Source organism: Arenimonas fontis (genome assembly GCF_008386465.1).
In the GTDB taxonomy this organism is placed as follows: domain Bacteria; phylum Pseudomonadota; class Gammaproteobacteria; order Xanthomonadales; family Xanthomonadaceae; genus Arenimonas; species Arenimonas fontis.
The window spans coordinates 187,369-204,188 of sequence record NZ_VUOD01000004.1; the positions used below are offsets into that span (position 1 = coordinate 187,369).

The following is a 16,820-nucleotide window of genomic DNA, read 5'->3' on the forward strand; positions in this document are numbered from 1 at the left end:
TCAGGCCTTCTCCTCTGTCAAGGTAATGAACTGCGCCGCCACGACACGGAACAAGCCAAAGACTGCCAGCATAGGCACGAACAGCAACGCAGCCCAGCGCATCAGATCACCAAGATTGAACAGGCTGATTCGGCTGCCCCGAATCAGACCGAGGTACTCGGTGACCTTGCCTGTCAACACCGTTTCCGAGAAGTCGATCATCGCCACGCCCATGGCCGCAGCGAGCGCGAACAGGGCCAATCGCGATAGCGAACCCTCCTTCCGAAGCAGGCGCATCGCCAACCGCAGCATCAGCACTGCAACGAGGCAGAAAACCGCGAAAATCAAGGCCGCATGGGTACTTGTCAGCCCATAGCCCACATCCCATTCACGGTGATGAACCCGGGCCAGCGCCAGCGGCCCGAACAGCCGAAATCCGTCGCCAGGCTCCAGGAACGCAGAGACGATCAGGCGGGGGATGGCGTCTGACAGACCCAGGAACAGGCCGGCGACTTCCGGCCATTGCCTGAACCCGAAAGTGGAGGCGGCGAACCTTTTGGCCCCGCCGTCATCAACGCCCTGCAGGGAACCGTTCAAGGCTCCCTCCCCTCGAGCTGAGCCAGCCTGGGTAGCAGCGCCTGCAGGACGCCCCAGGCCAGCAGTGCTGGAAACCCCACCATCGACATGCCCAGGGCCAGGTCGCCCAGGTTGATCGCCCAGAACCTGGTGCCGGACATCACACCAACATAGTCCGTCACCTTCGCTGTGAGCACCCACTCGCCCATATTCAGCAGTGCAACGCCCATGGCCACAGCCAACGCCATGCGGCCAAGACGGAAACCCAGGTTGTCAGCGCGCAGCATCCTGGCCGCCATCATCGTCAACAGATAGAGGCCCATGATGATCACCATGCCAATCTGGAAGCCGTCCATCGTGCTGAGCCCCAGCGCGATCGTCTCCCGGGAGTTGTGCACGTTGGCTATGAGGAACGGACCAAACACGTCTCCCTGCGAGGGCTCGTAGATCGCCGCGACCAGGATCCTGGGAATGACGTCCATCAGACCGATGGACAGACCGGCAACTTCCGGATACCTCATGATCAATCCTCCTGGGAAGCCGGCCGGCCAGGCGGCCGGCTTCCGGAAACGGTTTACTTCTTGCAGTTGAACTCGATCTTGACTCCCTCTGAGGAGACCTCGACCGAGCCCTCGCACTCCTTGTAGATGGCGTATGTGGCGACACCGCACGCGGCGATGATCGTGACGCCGGCCACCACCGCACCGATGACAAGCGGATTTCCGCCTTCCACCTGTTCCAGCTCAACAACGGTCAGTTCACGCATGACATTGCTCCTTGGCTTGTACGCCCGCGGACTGCGAGCAGGAGCGAGGTCACCATTCCTACCGCCGTAGGAATCAATGCGGGGGAAGGCGCAAAAAGGTGTCGGCAAACCCAAGCCACGATCGAAGCGGCGACGCCGGATGGCGGCCGCCACGCAGCCCTGCCGTGCAGGAGGACTGGAAGGACCTCGTTCTTCTCGCCTGGTGCATCCGGACATTCGCGCCACCTCCGGGGCGAATTCTCCGGACCGGATAGGCCAGGCCCAGTTCCGTTACGCGTCCATCAGCGTAGGAAAAATGCGGCCAGCTGCAGCACCAGCAACGAATACACCCCCGCCAGCGCATCATCCGCCATCACCCCGAACCCGCCCTCGAGGCGGCGGTCGGCCCAGCTCACCGGCCAGGGCTTGGCGATGTCGAACAGGCGGAACAGCGCCACCGCCGCCAGCCACCAGGGCCAGCCGGCGGGCGCGGCCGCCAGGGCGATCCACACGCCCACCCACTCGTCCCAGACCACCAGGCCCGGGTCCTGCAGGCCGGTGGCGCGCAGCACCCAGCGGCTGGCCTGGCAGCCCAGCACGAAGGCCAGCACCACCACCGCGGCATAGGCCGGCAGCGGCAGTTCGCGCAGCAGGAACCACCAGGGCAGCAGCGCCGCCAGGGTGCCGAAGGTGCCCGGGGCCCTGGGCGCGAAGCCGGAGCCCAGGCCGGTGGCGATCCAGCCCCAGGGATGGCGCAGCAGGCGGCGGCGGGCGGCGTTCATGCCCCGCCCTCGAAGTGCCGCCAGCCGGCGCGGGCCGGCGGCTGCCAGGCCTCGCCCTCGGGCGTGCGCAGCTCGATGCCCTCGCCCGCGTGCAGCTGGCCGATCACGGTGGCGCCGGCGCCGGCGGCGGCCAGGGCCTGTTCGATGGCCAGCGCCCGGCCGGGCGGCGCGGTGAAGCACAGCTCGTAGTCGTCGCCGCCGGCCAGCTGCAGTTCCCAGCGCCGGCGTTCGTGGAAGTGCTGGGCCAGGGGCTGGCTGGTGGGCAGCCGGCCCAGGTCTAGGCGGGCGCCGCAGCCGGCGGCGGCCAGCACGTGGCCCAGGTCGGCCAGCAGGCCGTCGCTGATGTCTATGCAGGCGCTGGCCAGGCCGCGCAGGGCGCGGCCGGCGGCCAGGCGCGGCTGGGGCCGGTCCAGCCGGTAACGCAGCTTGGCCGAGGCCGGGCCGCGCGCCCGCCACTGCGCCAGGGCGCCGGCGGCGTCACCCAGGGTGCCGGTCACCCACACTTCGTCGCCGGGGCGGGCGCCGGCACGGCGCAGGGCCTGGCCGGCCGGCACCAGGCCGGCGGCGGTGACGGTGACGGTCAGCGGGCCGCGGGTGGTGTCGCCACCCACCAGGGCGATGCCGGCCTGTGCGGCCAGTTCGAACAGGCCGTCGGCGAAGCCTTCCAGCCAGGCCGCGTCGGCCTGCGGCAGGCTCAGGGCCAGGGTGAGCCAGGCCGGCTCGGCGGCCATGGCGGCCAGGTCGCTCAGGTTCACCGCCAGTGCCTTCCAGCCGATGTCGGCGGCGGCGGTGTCCTCGGGGAAGTGCACGCCGGCCACCAGGGTGTCGGTGCACAGCGCCAGCTCGTGGCCGGGCGGCACCTGCAGCAGGGCGGCATCGTCGCCGATGCCCAGCAGCACGTCGGGGCGGCCGCGGGCGCGGGCGCGCAGGATGTCTATCAGGTCGAATTCGCCGGGCATCAGGGCCGGCGCGCGGCCTGCGCCTCGGCGCTGCGCCAGGCGGCGGCGGCGTGGTCCAGCACGCCGTTCACGTAGGTGTGGCCGTGTTCGCTGCCAAAGCGCTTGGTGGTTTCGATGGCCTCGTTGATGACCACGCGGTAGGGCACGTCCGGGCGGTGCATCAGCTCGTAGGCGGCGATGCGCAGCACGGCGCGCTCGATCGGGTCCACCTGGGCGATCTCGCGGTCCAGGTATCCGGCCAGGGCGGCGTCCAGGGCCTGGCAGTGCTGGCCGACGCCGCGCACCAGGTCCTCGAAGTAGGCCAGGTCGGCCACTTCCATGTCCTGTTCGTGGCGGAACTGCTCGATCAGGCTGGCGATCGGCGTACCGGACATCTGCCAGGCGTACACGGCCTGCAGGGCGCGGCGGCGGGCGCGGCTGCGCGCGTGTGGGTCCACGCCGTCGGGGCGGGGGTGCTTCATGCCAGTTTCCCGATCAGGTTGGCCATCTCGATCGCCACCAGGGCGGCCTCTTCGCCCTTGTTGCCGTGGCTGCCGCCGGCACGGGCCTCGGCGTCGGCGTAGGCGTCCACCGCCAGCACGCCGTTGGCCACCGGCACGCCGGTGTCCAGGGCCACGCGCATCAGGCCGCGGGCGCATTCGTCGGCCACCTGCTCGAAGTGGCGGGTGTCGCCGCGCACCACGCAGCCCAGGGCCACCACCGCGGCGTAGCCCCTGCCGGCGACGGCACGGGCGGCGGCCAGCGGCAGCTCCCAGGCGCCGGGCACGCGCACCAGGTCCACGGCCCCGGCCGGCACGCCGTTGTCGGCGAAGGCCTTGCGCGCGCCGGCCACCAGCGCATCGGTGATGCGCGGGTTCCAGCGGCTGGCGAGGATGGCGTAGCGGGCGTCCGGCGGGCTGCGGACGTCGCCTTCGTAGTGGCTCATGCAGCGGCGGGCTATGAGGGGGCGACAGTTTAACCCGCGCCGCCTTCGGCCGGGCTGAGGTACTCCACCACTTCCAGGCCGTAGCCGGCCAGGCCGACCTGCCGGCGCGGGGTGCCCAGCACGCGCAGCTTGCCCAGGCCCAGGTCGGCCAGGATCTGGGCGCCGGCGCCGTTGCGGCGCCATTCGCGGCTGCGCGGCGGCTCCGGTCCGGCGCCGCCGGTGATGCGGGCCAGCAGGGCCTCGGGGCCGTCCGGTTCCGACAGCACCACCAGCACGCCCTCGCCGGCGGCGGCGATGGCGGCCAGGGCCTGGCCGGCGCTGACCGCCACGTCCGGCCGCTGCCAGCCCAGCACGTCGCTGAGCGGGTCCTTCACATGCACGCGCACCAGGCAGGGCCGCGCCGCCTCGGGCTGGCCGTGCACCAGGGCGAAGTGCAGCTCGTGGCTGAGCCGGTCGCGGTAGGTGTGCAGGCGGAAGGGGCCGTGGGTGGTGCGGATGTCGCGGCTGTCCACCCGTTCTACGGTGTGTTCGTTCTCCAGCCGGTAGCGGATCAGTTCCTCGATCGAGCCGATCTTCAGGCCGTGCTCGGCGGCGAAGCGCTCCAGCTCGGGGCGGCGGGCCATGCTGCCGTCGGGATTGAGTATCTCCACCAGCACGCCGGCCGGCTCCAGCCCGGCCAGCAGGGCCAGGTCGCTGGCCGCTTCGGTGTGGCCGGCGCGGGTCAGCACGCCGCCGGGCTGGGCCATCAGCGGGAAGATGTGGCCGGGCTGGCTCAGGTGCTCGGGCCGGGCGTCCGGGCGCACGGCGGTGCGGATGGTGTGGGCGCGGTCGTAGGCGCTGATGCCGGTGGTGACGCCCTCGGCCGCCTCGATGCTGACGGTGAAGTTGGTGTGATGCGGCGAGGTGTTGCTGGCCACCATCGGGCCCAGGCCGAGCTGCCGGCAGCGCTCGCGGGTCAGCGACAGGCAGACCAGGCCGCGGGCGTGGGTGACCATGAAATTGATGTCCGAGGGTTTCACCAGCTCGGCGGCCATGATCAGGTCGCCTTCGTTCTCGCGGTCCTCGTCGTCCACGATCACGACCATGCGGCCCTGGCGGATCTCCTCCAGAAGTTCGGGGATGGGGGCGAAGCTCATGCCTGCTCCTCGCGGGCGGCCAGCAGGCGTTCGACGTAACGGGCCACGGTATCCACTTCCAGATTGACGGGGTCGCCGGGCGCGAGTTCGGCGAAACGGGTGTGGGCGATGGTGTGCGGCACCAGGTTGACCTCGAAGCCGCCGGCGTCCACCGCATTGACGGTGAGGCTGGTGCCGTCCACGGCGATCGAGCCCTTCACTGCCACGTAGCGCAGCACCGGCGCGGGCGCGCCGAAACGCCAGCGCTGGCTGCGGCCGTCCTCGCGCACGGCCTCGACCCGACCGACCGCGTCCACGTGGCCGGACACCAGATGCCCGCCGAGGCGGTCAGTCGGCAGCAGCGAGCGCTCCAGGTTGACGGCGGCACCGACCGGCAGCGTGCCGAGCGTGGTCAGTGCCAGGGTTTCGTTGGAGACATCGGCGTCCCAGCCTTCGGCGTCGAAGGCCACCACGGTCAGGCAGCAGCCGTTGACGGCGATGGATTCGCCCAGCGCCACGTCGGCGTGCTCCAGACCGCCCCAGCCAAACCGCAGCCGCTGGTCGCCGCCGCGCGCCTCGCGCGCCAGCAGGCGGCCCACTGCCTGGATCAATCCCGTGAACATCGCTCAGCCTCGCCATCCGCCCGGTCCGGCGGGCCCGCCATTGTAGTCGTCCCGCCCGGCGGGCATTTCAGCCGCAGATGAACCTCGACCAGACGGGCGGCAAACGCACCGTTCCGGGCCCCGGCCCGATCCCGGCCACCGACCAGCCGGTTGCGCGCCGTCGCGAACACCGCCCTTGAACGCCTTGTCCGCGTTCATCCGGGAGAATCCACGGCCGAAACCCTGCCAGGCTTTGTCCGCGCCGCTCCGCGCCAATCCGCGTCAAGAATCCCTACCCTCAGGGCACCAGCAACAGCCGCAGATCCGGCCCGATCTGCCGGATTTCGACCAGCCGCAGCCCCAGCCGCTGCTCCATGCACGCCGGGTCCAGCCCGGCGAACAGCGGCCGGCCGCGCTCGCCCAGCAGCACCGGCGCCACGTACAACAGCAGCTCGTCCACCAGCCCGGCCTTGAGGAAGGCGCCGGACAGCGTGGCGCCGGCCTCCACCTGCACCTCGTTGACGCCGCGCTGGGCCAGCTGCGACAAGGCCGCGTGCAGGTCCAGGCCCCCGCCTTCGCGGCGCACGGCGAAGGCCTGCACCTCGTCGCCGTAGTCCGGAACGATGTCCTCGCCATGCACGGCCAGCGTCGGCGCGGCGTTGTCGGTCAGCAGGCCGGCCTTGCGCGGCAGCCGGCCGCGCTCGTCCAGCACCACCCGCAGCGGTGGCACGAAGGGGGTATCGTCCTCGAAGCGCACGGTCAGGCGCGGATCGTCGGCCAGCACGGTGCCGATGCCGGTGAGCACGGCGCCGGCCCGGGCACGCCAGCGCATCACGTCGGCGCGCGAGGCGGCGCTGCTGATCCACCTGGATTCGCCGCTGGCCAGGGCTGTGCGGCCGTCCAGGCTCATCGCCAGCTTCACCCGCAGCCAGGGCCGGCCCCGCTGCACGCGCGAGAAGAAGCCGCGGTTGAGCTGCCGCGCCTGCGTCTCCATCAGGCCGTGCTCGACGGTGATGCCGGCCGCCTCCAGCTTGGCGAAACCCTGGCCCGACACCTGGTGGAAAGGATCGCGGCAGGCCGCCACCACCCGGGTGACGCCGGCGGCCACCAGGGCGTCGGCGCAGGGCGGCGTGCGGCCGTGGTGGGCACAGGGCTCGAGGGTGACGTAGGCGGTGGCGCCGCGGGCGGCGGCGCCGGCGGCGGCCAGGGCATGCACTTCCGCATGCGGCTCGCCGGCGCGCACGTGCCAGCCCTCGCCCAGCACCCGGGCGCCATCGGCGATCACGCAGCCGACCATGGGATTGGGCTTGGTGGTGAAGGCGCCGCGCTCGGCCAGCTGCAGGGCGCGGGCCATGTGGGCGTGGTCGCTGGCAGTGAAACGGCTCATGCCTGCGGACGGATGTCCATCAGGGTGACGCGGCGGCCGTGCAGGCTCGCCTCGCCGACGCGCTGCCAGCCCAGGCCGGCGTAGAAGGCCTCGTGCTCGGGCGTGAACAACCACAGCCGCGGCAGGCCCTCGCGCGCCGCCAGCGCCACCAGTTCCCGCACCAGCCGCTTGCCCAGGCCGCGGCCGCGCGCCGCCGGCAGCACGTAGAGGCTGGCCAGCCAGGCGTCGCCGAGGTCGCGGAACTCGGGCGCGTCCTCGCGCACCAGGCTGACCGAACCCAGCGGCCGACCATCCTCCAGCGCCACCAGGGTGGTGGGCAGGTGGCGGCGGCTGGCGTGGTCGCGCAGTTCCGACTCGCACTCCTCCAGGGTCCAGGCGCCTTCGTACAGCCCCGCCCATTCGTCGTGGTGCCAGCGCGCCAGCAGCGGCACGCAGTCGGGCCGGTCGGCCAGGGGCACGATGGCGACGGCGCTCACTGCCTGGCCTTGTCGCCGGGCTCCAGCAGGGACAACTGCAGGCCCTCCAGGCCGGGCAGATCGCGTTCCAGGCGCTCGATCTCCTCGCGGAAGGCCTGCACGTCCTCGAACTTGCGGTACACCGAGGCGAAGCGCACGTAGGCCACCTGGTCGAGCTTCTTGAGCTCGGCCATCACCAGCTCACCGACCCGCAGCGATGGCAGTTCGCGTTCGCCGCTCAGGCGCAGGCCGTTGATCACCGCCCGCACCGCTTCCTCGATGTCGGCGGCCGGTACCGGCCGCTTCTGCAGGGCACGTTCGAAACTGGTGCGCAGTTTGCGCTCGTCGAAGGCCTCGCGGCGGCCGTCGCTCTTGACGATGGCCGGCAGCTTCAGCTCGGCGGTCTCGAAGGTATTGAAGCGCTCGCCGCAGGCCGGGCATTCGCGCCGGCGGCGGATGGTGCTGCCGTCCTCGCTGACGCGCGAGTCGATCACCCGGGTGTCTTCGTGCTGGCAGAAGGGGCAATGCATCGGCGATCAGGGCGCGGACCGGCGCCTCATCCGTACACCGGGAACTGCCGGCACTGCCTGACGACGTTCTCGCGCACGCCGGCGATCAGACTCTCGTCGGTCGGCGCGTCCAGCACGTCGCAGATCCAGTTGGCCAGGGCCACGCAGTCCGGCTCCTTGTAGCCGCGCGTGGTCACCGCCGGTGTGCCGATGCGCAGGCCGGAGGTGACGAAGGGGGAGCGCGGGTCGCCCGGCACCGAGTTCTTGTTCACGGTGATGTGGGCGGCGCCGAGCGCGGCTTCCGCGTCCTTGCCGGTGACCTCGCGGCCGATCAGGTCTATCAGCATCAGGTGGTTCTCGGTGCCGCCGGAAACGATCTTGTAGCCGCGGGCGGTGATGGCCTTGGCCATGGCTTGGGCATTACGCAGCACCTGCTGCTGGTACTCCTTGAAAGCCGGCTCCAGCGCTTCCTTGAAGGCCACTGCCTTGGCGGCTATCACGTGCATCAGCGGGCCGCCCTGGATGCCGGGGAAGACGATGCTCTGCAGCTTCTTCTCCAGCTCCGCATCCGGTGCCCTGGCCAGGATGATGCCGCCGCGCGGGCCACGCAGGGTCTTGTGCGTGGTCGAGGTGACCACGTGCGCGTGCGGCAGCGGGTTCGGATACACGCCGGCGGCGATCAGGCCGGCGACGTGCGCCATGTCCACGAACAGCCAGGCGCCGACCTTGTCGGCGATGGCGCGGAAGCGGGCCCAGTCCACCACCTGCGAATAGGCGGAAAAGCCGGCGACCACCATCTTCGGCTTGTGCTCCAGCGCCAGCCGTTCGACCTCGTCGTAGTCGATCAGGCCCTGCCCGTTCACGCCGTACTGCACGGCGTTGAACAACTTGCCCGAGAGATTGACCTTGGCGCCGTGGGTCAGGTGGCCGCCGTGCGCCAGCGACATGCCGAGGATGGTGTCGCCCGGCTGCAGCAGGGCGAAGTACACCGCCTGGTTGGCTTGCGAGCCGCTGTGCGGCTGCACGTTGGCATAGTCGGCGCCGAACAGCTGCTTCACCCGCTCGATGGCCAGCCTCTCGGCCACGTCCACGTATTCGCAGCCGCCGTAGTAACGCTTGCCCGGATAGCCTTCCGCGTACTTGTTGGTCAGCACGCTGCCCTGGGCCTCCAGCACGCGCGGGCTGGCGTAGTTCTCGCTGGCGATCAGCTCGACGTGGTCCTCCTGGCGGCTGCGCTCGTCGGCGATGGCCTGGGCCAGTTCGGGGTCGTAGCCGGCGATCTGCAGGTCCTTGGCGAACATCCTGGGCTTCCGGGGCGGATACGGGCCGGAAAGTGTAGCCCCGGCAGCCATTTGCGGCCAGCTTGCAACGTTGCCGGCGGCCGCCGGGCGGGAAGCTTCGGCCATGCCCCTGCCCTCCCCGCCGGCGCCGGCCCCTTTGCTCAGCGCTCGCCCAGCCGGTACCAGTCCACCCGCCGGGTCAGGGCCATTACCGTGGCCAGAGCGGCGAACAGCAGGCCGCTGCCGACCAGCAGTGCGTGGTCTTCCGAGCGCAGCAGGGCGTACAGCAGCCCGTACAGGGCCGCCAGCCCGGCGCCGAAGCCCCAGCCACGACCGGCGCCGCCCAACACCGCCGCCAGGTAGTAGCCGAGCAGGCCACTGCAGGCCAGGGCGGCGATGGCGTAGGCCGTCCCGAAGCCGATGTGCTCGGACAGCGACAGCAACAGCAGGTAGAACATGGCCAGGGCCAGCCCGGTCAGGCCGTACTGCACCGCGTGCACCGGTCGCGCCGCCAGGGCCTCGACCAGGAAGACCGCGCCGAACACCAGGGCCAGGAACAGCAGGGCGTATTTCATCGCCCGCTCGGTCATCAGGTAGCGGTCTACCGGCTCCACCAGGCGCAGGCCGATGCCGCCACCCTGCAGGGCCTCGCAGTCGGGGCGGGTGGCGGCGCAGGCGGCCAGTGCCGAGGGCACCCGGCTGGACAGGCCCGACAGGGCCCAGCGCGCCCGGAAACCCTGCCCGTCCAGGGCCGATTCCAGCGGCAGGTACTGGCCGGCGAAACCCGGGTGCGGCCAGTCCCCGCGCAGGGCCACGGTGGTTTCGCCGCCCGAGGGCAGCACCTCCAGGGTGCCGGTGCCGACTAGGTCCATCTCCACCGCGATCCGCATCGGCTGCTCCAGCCGCGCCGGGTCGATCTCCGCCTGGAAACCTTCCGGCAGCCAGGCCAGTGGCGTGCCGGCCGCCGGCGGAAGCTCGCGCCCGTCCAGGCGAAGGCGCTGGCCGCGCAGGCCACGGTTGTCGCCCAGGCCCAGCACCAGCCAGGCCCGCCGCGGGCGCAGCTGCAGATCGGGCAGGCGCGGCAAGGCCGGTACCAGTTCGGCCTCCATTTTCAGCGCGGCATGGAACAGCGGCACGCTGAACAGGCTGCGGCCGCGCCGCTCCACCCGCAGCTGGCCGTCCAGGTCGATCCGTTCCGGGGCCACCACCACGAGTTCGGTCGCGCCTTCATCCCAATGCCAGGCAGCCGCGTCCGTCCCGGCCGCGTCCGGTGCGCGGGCCCCGTCACCGCCGTCCCAGGCGGCCGGCGCCCGCCGGCGCACCCCTCGCCGCCAGCGCTCGGCCTCGATCACCAGCAACGGACCCACCACACGCTGGTTGCCGGCCGACGCGCGGGCGATCTCCATCGCCACCTCGCGGCCCCGCTGCTGGCGTTCCGCCACCAGCCCGTCCAGCAGGGCCAGCGGCACCAGCAGCACGATCATCAGGCCTCCGACCAGGACCAGTTTCCATCCGATGCGCATGCTCGCGCTCCCCCGAACGCCGCCCGTCGCGGCCCGGCAAGGAAACCGCCGCCGTCGGGCCGTGCCCGGGCGCAATGCGGGCAATTCGCGGGCAGCCGGACGGGCGCGACGGTGGCCGGCCCGCTCGCGTGGCACATGCATCGGCCGGCGATCCGGCGGCGGCGCACGACCGGCCGGCGCCGCGGACCGGCCGCGTCAGGCCATGCGGGTTCGCGCGGGGTGCAGCCAGAAGCCGCCTGGGCGATAATGCGCCACCCTCCGATTCCCGGATCGGCTGCGCGCCCGCCGCGCGGCCCACACCCCCTTACCGGCCGCGCGTGGCGCCGGCCCCGTCAGAGAGACCGCGATGCAGTACATCTACACCATGATCGGCGTGAGCAAGACCGTCCCGCCGAAGCGCCAGATCATCAAGGACATCTCGCTGTCGTTCTTCCCCGGCGCCAAGATCGGCCTGCTGGGCCTGAACGGCGCAGGCAAGTCCACCGTGCTGCGCATCATGGCCGGCGTGGACACCGACTTCACCGGCGAGGCGCGGCCGCAGCCCGGCATCAAGATCGGCTTTCTGGAGCAGGAACCCCGGCTCAACCCCGAGCACACCGTGCGCGAGGCGGTGGAGGAAGGCGTGGGCGAGATCCTGCAGGCTCAGAAGCGCCTGGACGAGGTCTACGCCGCCTACGCCGAGGAAGGCGCCGACTTCGACGCCCTGGCCAGGGAACAGGAACGGCTGGAAGCGATCCTGGCCTCGGGCGACGCGCATACGCTCGAGCAGCAGCTCGAGGTCGCGGCCGACGCCCTGCGCCTGCCGCCCTGGGACGCGAAGGTCGGCCACCTTTCCGGCGGCGAGAAGCGCCGGGTGGCCCTGTGCCGCCTGCTGCTGAGCAAGCCGGACATGCTGTTGCTGGACGAGCCCACCAACCATCTGGACGCCGAGTCGGTGGAGTGGCTGGAGCAGTTCCTGCAGCGCTACCCGGGCACGGTGGTGGCGGTGACCCACGACCGTTATTTCCTGGACAACGCCGCCGAGTGGATCCTCGAGCTCGACCGCGGCCGGGGCATTCCCTGGAAGGGCAACTACACCGAGTGGCTGGTGCAGAAGGAAGAGCGCCTGAAGCAGGAAGAGGCGCAGGAAAAGGCGCGCCAGAAGGCCATCGCCCGCGAACTGGAATGGGCCCGGCAGAACGCCAAGGGCGGCCGTTCCAAGGGCAAGGCGCGTCTGGCGCGACTGGAGGAACTCCAGAGCGTCGAATACCAGAAGCGCAACGAAACCAACGAGATCTTCATCCCGCCGGGCGAGAGGCTGGGCAACAACGTCATCGAGTTCCGCAACGTCAGCAAGAGCTACGGCGACCGCCTGCTGATCGACGACCTGAGCTTCACCGTGCCGCCGGGCGCCATCGTCGGCATCATCGGCCCGAACGGCGCCGGCAAATCCACCCTGTTCCGAATGCTCACCGGCCAGGAAAAGCCGGACAAGGGCGAGATCGTGATCGGTCCGACGGTGAAGCTGGCCTACGTGGACCAGTCGCGCGATGCCCTGGACCCGAACAAGAACGTCTGGCAGGAAGTGTCCGGCGGCTCCGACATCCTCGACATCAACGGCGTGGAAGTGCAGTCGCGCGCCTACATCGGCCGCTTCAACTTCAAGGGGCCGGACCAGCAGAAGATGGTGGGCAGCCTGTCCGGCGGCGAACGCGGGCGCCTGCATCTGGCCAAGACCCTGCTGCAGGGCGGCAACGTGTTGCTGCTGGACGAGCCGTCCAACGACCTGGACGTGGAAACCCTGCGCGCACTAGAGGACGCGTTGCTGGAATTTCCGGGCTGCGCGATGGTGATCAGCCACGACCGCTGGTTCCTCGACCGCATCGCCACCCATATCCTCGCCTTCGAAGGCGACTCGCACGTGGAGTTCTTCCTGGGCAACTATCGCGAGTACGAGGAAGACAAGAAGCGCCGTCTCGGCGAGGAAGGCGCCAAGCCGCACCGGCTGCGCTTCAAGGCCCTCAAGTAGTCGCACCACCTGCTGTACCGGCGGCCATTCCTTCGGGGCGGCCGCTGTACTTTGGCCTGTCGCTGGTCAGCGCGCGACCAGGCGGCGGAGGACGGCGGCAAGGAAGTGGGCCCAGAGGGCCAGCCAGATGAGCGGGTGTTGCCAGGCGGGGACGGTGGCGGCCTCGAAACGGCGGAAATAGCGCCACATGCCGCGATGCTTGTGCCACTCGACGAAGAACGGGCGCCGGCGACTGGATACGCCGCGGACGTGCGTCACGCGAAGATCATTGGCCACCAGCACCTCGTAACCGGCCTGGCGCACCCGCCGGCACAGGTCCAGGTCCTCGGCGTGCAGGCGATAGCCCTCATCGAAGCCGCCCAGACGGACGAACAGCACCGCCGGCAGCAACATCAGCGCGCCGGAAACCGCGTCCACCGGTTGCAGGGTCGGGGCGGCAGGGTCGCGGCCCAGGTACAGGTCGTCGCGCCGGCCGAAGCGTAGCAGCAGATCGCGCAGGCTCGGGTCGGCGCGCCGGCTGGACGGGTCGATCGCGCCGTCCTCGCCCACCAGCTCGACCCCCAACAGGCCGGCGCCCGGTCGTGCCCGGGCATGCTCGACCAGACGCGAGAGCGTCTGCGCCTCGACGTAGGCGTCGGGGTTGACGAAGGCCAGCCAGGGCTGCGACAGCGCGGTCGCGCCCTGGTTGCAGGCGGCGCCGAAACCGCGGTTGTGCCGGTTGCGCACCAGCGACAGCCGCGGCTCGCCTTCCGCCAGCCGCTCGACGATCGCGCAGCTTTCGTCGTCCGAGGCGTTGTCCACCACCACCACCCGCTCGACATCGTGGGCAGCAAGCAGGTGTCGCAGGCAGGTCCCAAGCGTGGCGGCGCTGCGGTAGCTGACCACCACCACGCCGATGGCGCTGGCGCCGGTACGGGAAGGAGGCAGGGCGTTCATGGCGACGACCGGCCGAACAGATCGCCTTGCGGGCCGGTACGCGCCAGCTCGTCCAGGCTTTCCTGCAGCGCGCGGCGCGCCGACCGCAGCGGATCCTCGAGGATGAAGCGGGCCATGCGCTCGTGCTGGTCCGGCCAGCGGGCCAGCAGGCGGGCCAGGTCTTCGGCCTGATCCGGTGTGACCGGCGCCGACTCTGCGGACCGGCGCGCCACGAAAACCGATTCGCACAGCAGGTGGCGCCAGCCCATGGCATCGGCGCGGCGACACCAATCGGCAAGCGCCTGCTCGAGGTGGCGGAAGGTAACCGCGTCGAAATCGCCGAAGCGGCGCAGGGCCTCACGCCGCAACAACACCGCCGGGCCAGCGGCGGCGGGCAGCTGCGCCGGCACCCGGGTTCTGCCTGCGACCGCGGCCCGCTGCAGCTCGGCCGGATCGGCGGGTGGCGGCGACGGTTCGCAGAACTGCGGAAAACCGCAGATCTCGCCGTCGTTGCTCCATGCGGAAAGGCTGGCGACGTCGCCGGCGTCCCGGGCCGCCGCGGCGAACGCCGAAAGCCACTCGCCTGCCGGCAGCACGTCGGGCGCCAGCAGCACCACGTCGGATTCGCCCGCCTCGGCGAAGGCGGCGTTGCAGGCGGCCGGCAGGCCACGCGGCCGCTCGCCGCGCAGGTGCCGGGCCGCCAGGCGGGTGCCGGCGCACCACCCGGAAAGCAGGCCGGCCGCGCGCGGATCGCCGCTGGCGTCGTCCGCCAGCAGCACGACGGCGCCAGCGTCCAGGCTTCGGTCCAGGGCGGCGAGGCAGGCGTCCAGGGCCGCCAACGCGCCCCGGATCGGCACGATCACCGTCGGAAGCATGTCAGCGGCCGCCGTCGTCCTCGCGCCGCAGCGGCTCCAGGGCGCGGAAGCGCTCGCCGTATTCGTCGGTGAGCCGGCGCGCTTCGTCCGGGTCGCGGATCACCCGCGGCGTCACCAGCACCACCACCTCGGTGCGGCGGTTTTCCCTGGTCTTGCGCCCGAACAGGCCGCCGACCACCGGCAGGCGCACCAGACCTGGCACGCCGGTGCTGCCGTCCAGCGAGGTGTCGGAGATCAGGCCGGCCAGCATCACCGTTTCGCCGCTGCGGATCGCCGCCTCGGTGGTCAGCTTGCGCTTGTTGATTGGCAGGTTGCCGTTCTCGTCGGGCGTGTCGCCGGGCGAGCTGACTTCCTGTTCGATTTCCATGAACACGGTGCCATCGCGGCTGATACGCGGGGTCACGGTCATGATCACGCCGGTATCCAGGTATTGCACCTGGGTGAAGGTGCCGTCGCTGCCGCCGGGCTGGTCGCCGACGATCGGATTGAAGGTGGTGGAATTGACCGGGATCTTGGTGCCGACGTCGAGCTTGGCTTCGGCGTTGTTGCGTACGACCACCGACGGCGTGGACAGCACCCGGACGTTGGACACATCGTCGAGCGCGCTGATGATGGCGGCGGCATTGCGGCCCAGGAAGGTCCAGCCCAGGCCCTCGTCGCCGACACTGCCGGCCAGGTCGCCCCAGATCCTGCGGCCGGCCGCGGACGGCAGCCCCGCCCCGTCCACCACCGCGTTCTCGAAGAACCAGTTCACGCCGTAGCTGAGCTTGCCGCTGAGCTCCACCTCGACCACCTGGGCCTCGATGTGCACCTGCAGCGGCATGGTGTCCAGGCGCTCGATGGCGCGGCGGATGGACTCCCACTGCGCCGGCGTCGCCCGCACCAGCAGGGCGTTGCCGGCCTCGACCGCGCTGATCGAGACGTCGCCGGCGCCGCCCATGGCGATGCCACCCCCTTCCCGGCCGCCGGCGCCGCCCTTGCCACCGGCGCCGCCTGCCGCCGCGCGTGCGGCGGGATCGGCGGCGTCGGGCGCCGGCGTCTCGATAGAGCGGATCTGCACCGGTTCCAGGCCCGGCATCAGCGACGGCGCGCCAGCTTCGGCGCCACCCGCGCGGCCGCCGCCGGCGCCGAACACCTGGCCCAACTGCTCGGCCAGGTCGGCCGCCTTCATGTACAGCACCTCGTAGGTGTACAGGCGCGCGCCCTCGCCGCCGCCGGCGTCCAGGCGTTCGATCCAGCGCTGCGCCTCACGCAGATAATCGGCCTGCGGCGTGATCACCAGCACCGCGTTCTGGCCCCGCAGCGGCATGAAACGGAACATGCCGGCCACCGGCGTACCGCTCTCGGAGCCGAACACCCGCTCCAGTTCCTCTACCACGTCGGCGGCATCGGCCGACAGCAGCGGAAAGACGCCCACCGACATGCCCTTGAGCCAGTCCACGTCGAAGATCTCGACGGTACGCAGGTAGTTCTGCAACTCGGCCCGGCTGCCGGCCAGCACGATCAGGTTGCGCGCCGCGTCCACGCTGACCACGGCATTGGGCCGGGCGTAGGGCTCCAGCAGCTTCTTCATCTCGCCGGCCGAGATGTAGCGCAGCGGTACCGCCCGCAACTCGTAGCCGCGGGCATCGGCCGCGCCGCCGGTCCGCGGCGACAGGTTGCCGGCAATGGCCTGTTCGGTCGGCAGTACGTTGTAGCGGCCGTCGGCCCAGACCAGGCGGGCGTTGTTCCAGCCCAGCACCATTTCCAGCAGGCTCAGGGCCTGGGCTGCGTCCACCGGCCGGGGCGTCGCCAGGGTGACGGTGCCCTGCACCTGCGGCGCGATCACGTAGTTCTGCCGCAGCAGGTCGCCCAGGATGGCCTTGACCACCGCATGCACCGACTCGCCCTCGAAATTGAAGGTGGCCTCGCCCGGCGCGTCCAGCGAGGGCGGCGGGGTGGCCGCCAGGCGCTGGTTGATGACCTGGCCGCTGCCCGGGCTGAGCTGCGGCGAGACCGGCGCGGGGGCCGCGGCCGCGGCATCGCCGCCGATCTCGGCGGATTCCCCGGCAGGCGCGCCCACCCCCTGGCCGGCCAGAGGATCGGCGCCGCGCTGGATGGTCGGAGCAGGGACGCTGGCGCAACCGGCCAGCAGGACCAACAGCGCGGCAGCGATCGGGGGAAGGAGTCTGAGGTCGGACATCAT

The 16,820-nt window shown here is 71.1% G+C and carries 18 protein-coding genes; 1 reads left to right on the top strand and 17 read right to left on the bottom strand.

All coding sequences use genetic code 11. The features are described from left to right. The 14 genes from F0415_RS06855 to creD form a co-directional block, all read right to left on the bottom strand. Complete coding sequence (locus F0415_RS06855; RefSeq protein WP_149860460.1) at positions 1-576, bottom strand: hypothetical protein; 576 nt, start codon at positions 574-576, stop codon at positions 1-3. Continuing rightward, positions 573-1,076 carry a signal peptidase II gene (locus F0415_RS06860; protein ID WP_149860461.1) on the bottom strand — a complete coding sequence of 168 codons (504 nt, stop codon included), beginning with the start codon at positions 1,074-1,076 and terminating at the stop codon, positions 573-575. Before F0415_RS06860 ends, F0415_RS06855 begins: the two co-directional genes overlap by 4 nt. Before the next feature lie 53 nt (positions 1,077-1,129). Next, positions 1,130-1,321: a hypothetical protein gene (locus F0415_RS06865; protein ID WP_149860462.1), complete on the bottom strand. Its 192-nt coding sequence runs from the start codon at positions 1,319-1,321 to the stop codon at positions 1,130-1,132. A gap of 281 nt (positions 1,322-1,602) precedes the next feature. Further along, entirely contained in the window at positions 1,603-2,082 is a 480-nt protein-coding gene (locus F0415_RS06870) for a phosphatidylglycerophosphatase A family protein (protein ID WP_149860463.1), read from the bottom strand. Beyond that, positions 2,079-3,041, bottom strand: coding sequence for a thiamine-phosphate kinase (gene thiL / locus F0415_RS06875; protein WP_149860464.1), 963 nt, complete (start codon positions 3,039-3,041; stop codon positions 2,079-2,081). The genes F0415_RS06870 and thiL overlap by 4 nt, the downstream gene beginning before the upstream one ends. Then, entirely contained in the window at positions 3,041-3,502 is a 462-nt protein-coding gene (nusB, locus tag F0415_RS06880; RefSeq protein WP_149860465.1) for a transcription antitermination factor NusB, read from the bottom strand. Before nusB ends, thiL begins: the two co-directional genes overlap by 1 nt. Then, positions 3,499-3,966: a 6,7-dimethyl-8-ribityllumazine synthase gene (gene ribH / locus F0415_RS06885; protein ID WP_149860466.1), complete on the bottom strand. Its 468-nt coding sequence runs from the start codon at positions 3,964-3,966 to the stop codon at positions 3,499-3,501. Before ribH ends, nusB begins: the two co-directional genes overlap by 4 nt. Before the next feature lie 29 nt (positions 3,967-3,995). Beyond that, positions 3,996-5,102, bottom strand: coding sequence for a 3,4-dihydroxy-2-butanone-4-phosphate synthase (gene ribB / locus F0415_RS06890; RefSeq protein WP_149860467.1), 1,107 nt, complete (start codon positions 5,100-5,102; stop codon positions 3,996-3,998). Continuing rightward, complete coding sequence (locus F0415_RS06895; RefSeq protein WP_149860468.1) at positions 5,099-5,704, bottom strand: riboflavin synthase; 606 nt, start codon at positions 5,702-5,704, stop codon at positions 5,099-5,101. The genes ribB and F0415_RS06895 overlap by 4 nt, the downstream gene beginning before the upstream one ends. Before the next feature lie 277 nt (positions 5,705-5,981). Continuing rightward, positions 5,982-7,070 (bottom strand): bifunctional diaminohydroxyphosphoribosylaminopyrimidine deaminase/5-amino-6-(5-phosphoribosylamino)uracil reductase RibD, encoded by a 1,089-nt coding sequence (gene ribD / locus F0415_RS06900; RefSeq protein ID WP_149860469.1) that lies wholly within the window; start codon positions 7,068-7,070, stop codon positions 5,982-5,984. Continuing rightward, entirely contained in the window at positions 7,067-7,546 is a 480-nt protein-coding gene (locus F0415_RS06905; protein WP_149860470.1) for a GNAT family N-acetyltransferase, read from the bottom strand. Before F0415_RS06905 ends, ribD begins: the two co-directional genes overlap by 4 nt. Then, a complete protein-coding gene (gene nrdR / locus F0415_RS06910; RefSeq protein WP_149860471.1) occupies positions 7,543-8,055 on the bottom strand; it encodes a transcriptional regulator NrdR in 513 nt (170 codons plus the stop codon). The genes F0415_RS06905 and nrdR overlap by 4 nt, the downstream gene beginning before the upstream one ends. 26 nt (positions 8,056-8,081) lie before the next feature. Beyond that, complete coding sequence (gene glyA, locus F0415_RS06915; protein ID WP_149860472.1) at positions 8,082-9,335, bottom strand: serine hydroxymethyltransferase; 1,254 nt, start codon at positions 9,333-9,335, stop codon at positions 8,082-8,084. Positions 9,336-9,475: 140 nt separating this feature from the next. Next, complete coding sequence (gene creD, locus F0415_RS06920; protein WP_188310317.1) at positions 9,476-10,837, bottom strand: cell envelope integrity protein CreD; 1,362 nt, start codon at positions 10,835-10,837, stop codon at positions 9,476-9,478. A 346-nt stretch (positions 10,838-11,183) separates the two neighbouring features. On the opposite strand from creD, the gene ettA reads away from it, so the two are divergent. Further along, positions 11,184-12,845 carry an energy-dependent translational throttle protein EttA gene (gene ettA, locus F0415_RS06925; RefSeq protein WP_149860474.1) on the top strand — a complete coding sequence of 554 codons (1,662 nt, stop codon included), beginning with the start codon at positions 11,184-11,186 and terminating at the stop codon, positions 12,843-12,845. Between the two features lie 66 nt (positions 12,846-12,911). On the opposite strand, the gene F0415_RS06930 is transcribed toward ettA, so the two are convergent. From F0415_RS06930 to gspD, 3 genes are read right to left on the bottom strand one after another with little or no spacing between them, the layout of a single operon-like run. Next, on the bottom strand, positions 12,912-13,781 hold the full coding sequence (locus F0415_RS06930) for a glycosyltransferase family 2 protein (protein ID WP_149860475.1): 870 nt from the start codon (positions 13,779-13,781) through the stop codon (positions 12,912-12,914). Further along, entirely contained in the window at positions 13,778-14,635 is an 858-nt protein-coding gene (locus tag F0415_RS06935; RefSeq protein WP_149860476.1) for a glycosyltransferase family 2 protein, read from the bottom strand. The genes F0415_RS06930 and F0415_RS06935 overlap by 4 nt, the downstream gene beginning before the upstream one ends. A 1-nt stretch (position 14,636) precedes the next feature. Continuing rightward, a complete protein-coding gene (gene gspD, locus F0415_RS06940) occupies positions 14,637-16,817 on the bottom strand; it encodes a type II secretion system secretin GspD (RefSeq protein WP_149860477.1) in 2,181 nt (726 codons plus the stop codon). Positions 16,818-16,820: the final 3 nt, after the last annotated feature.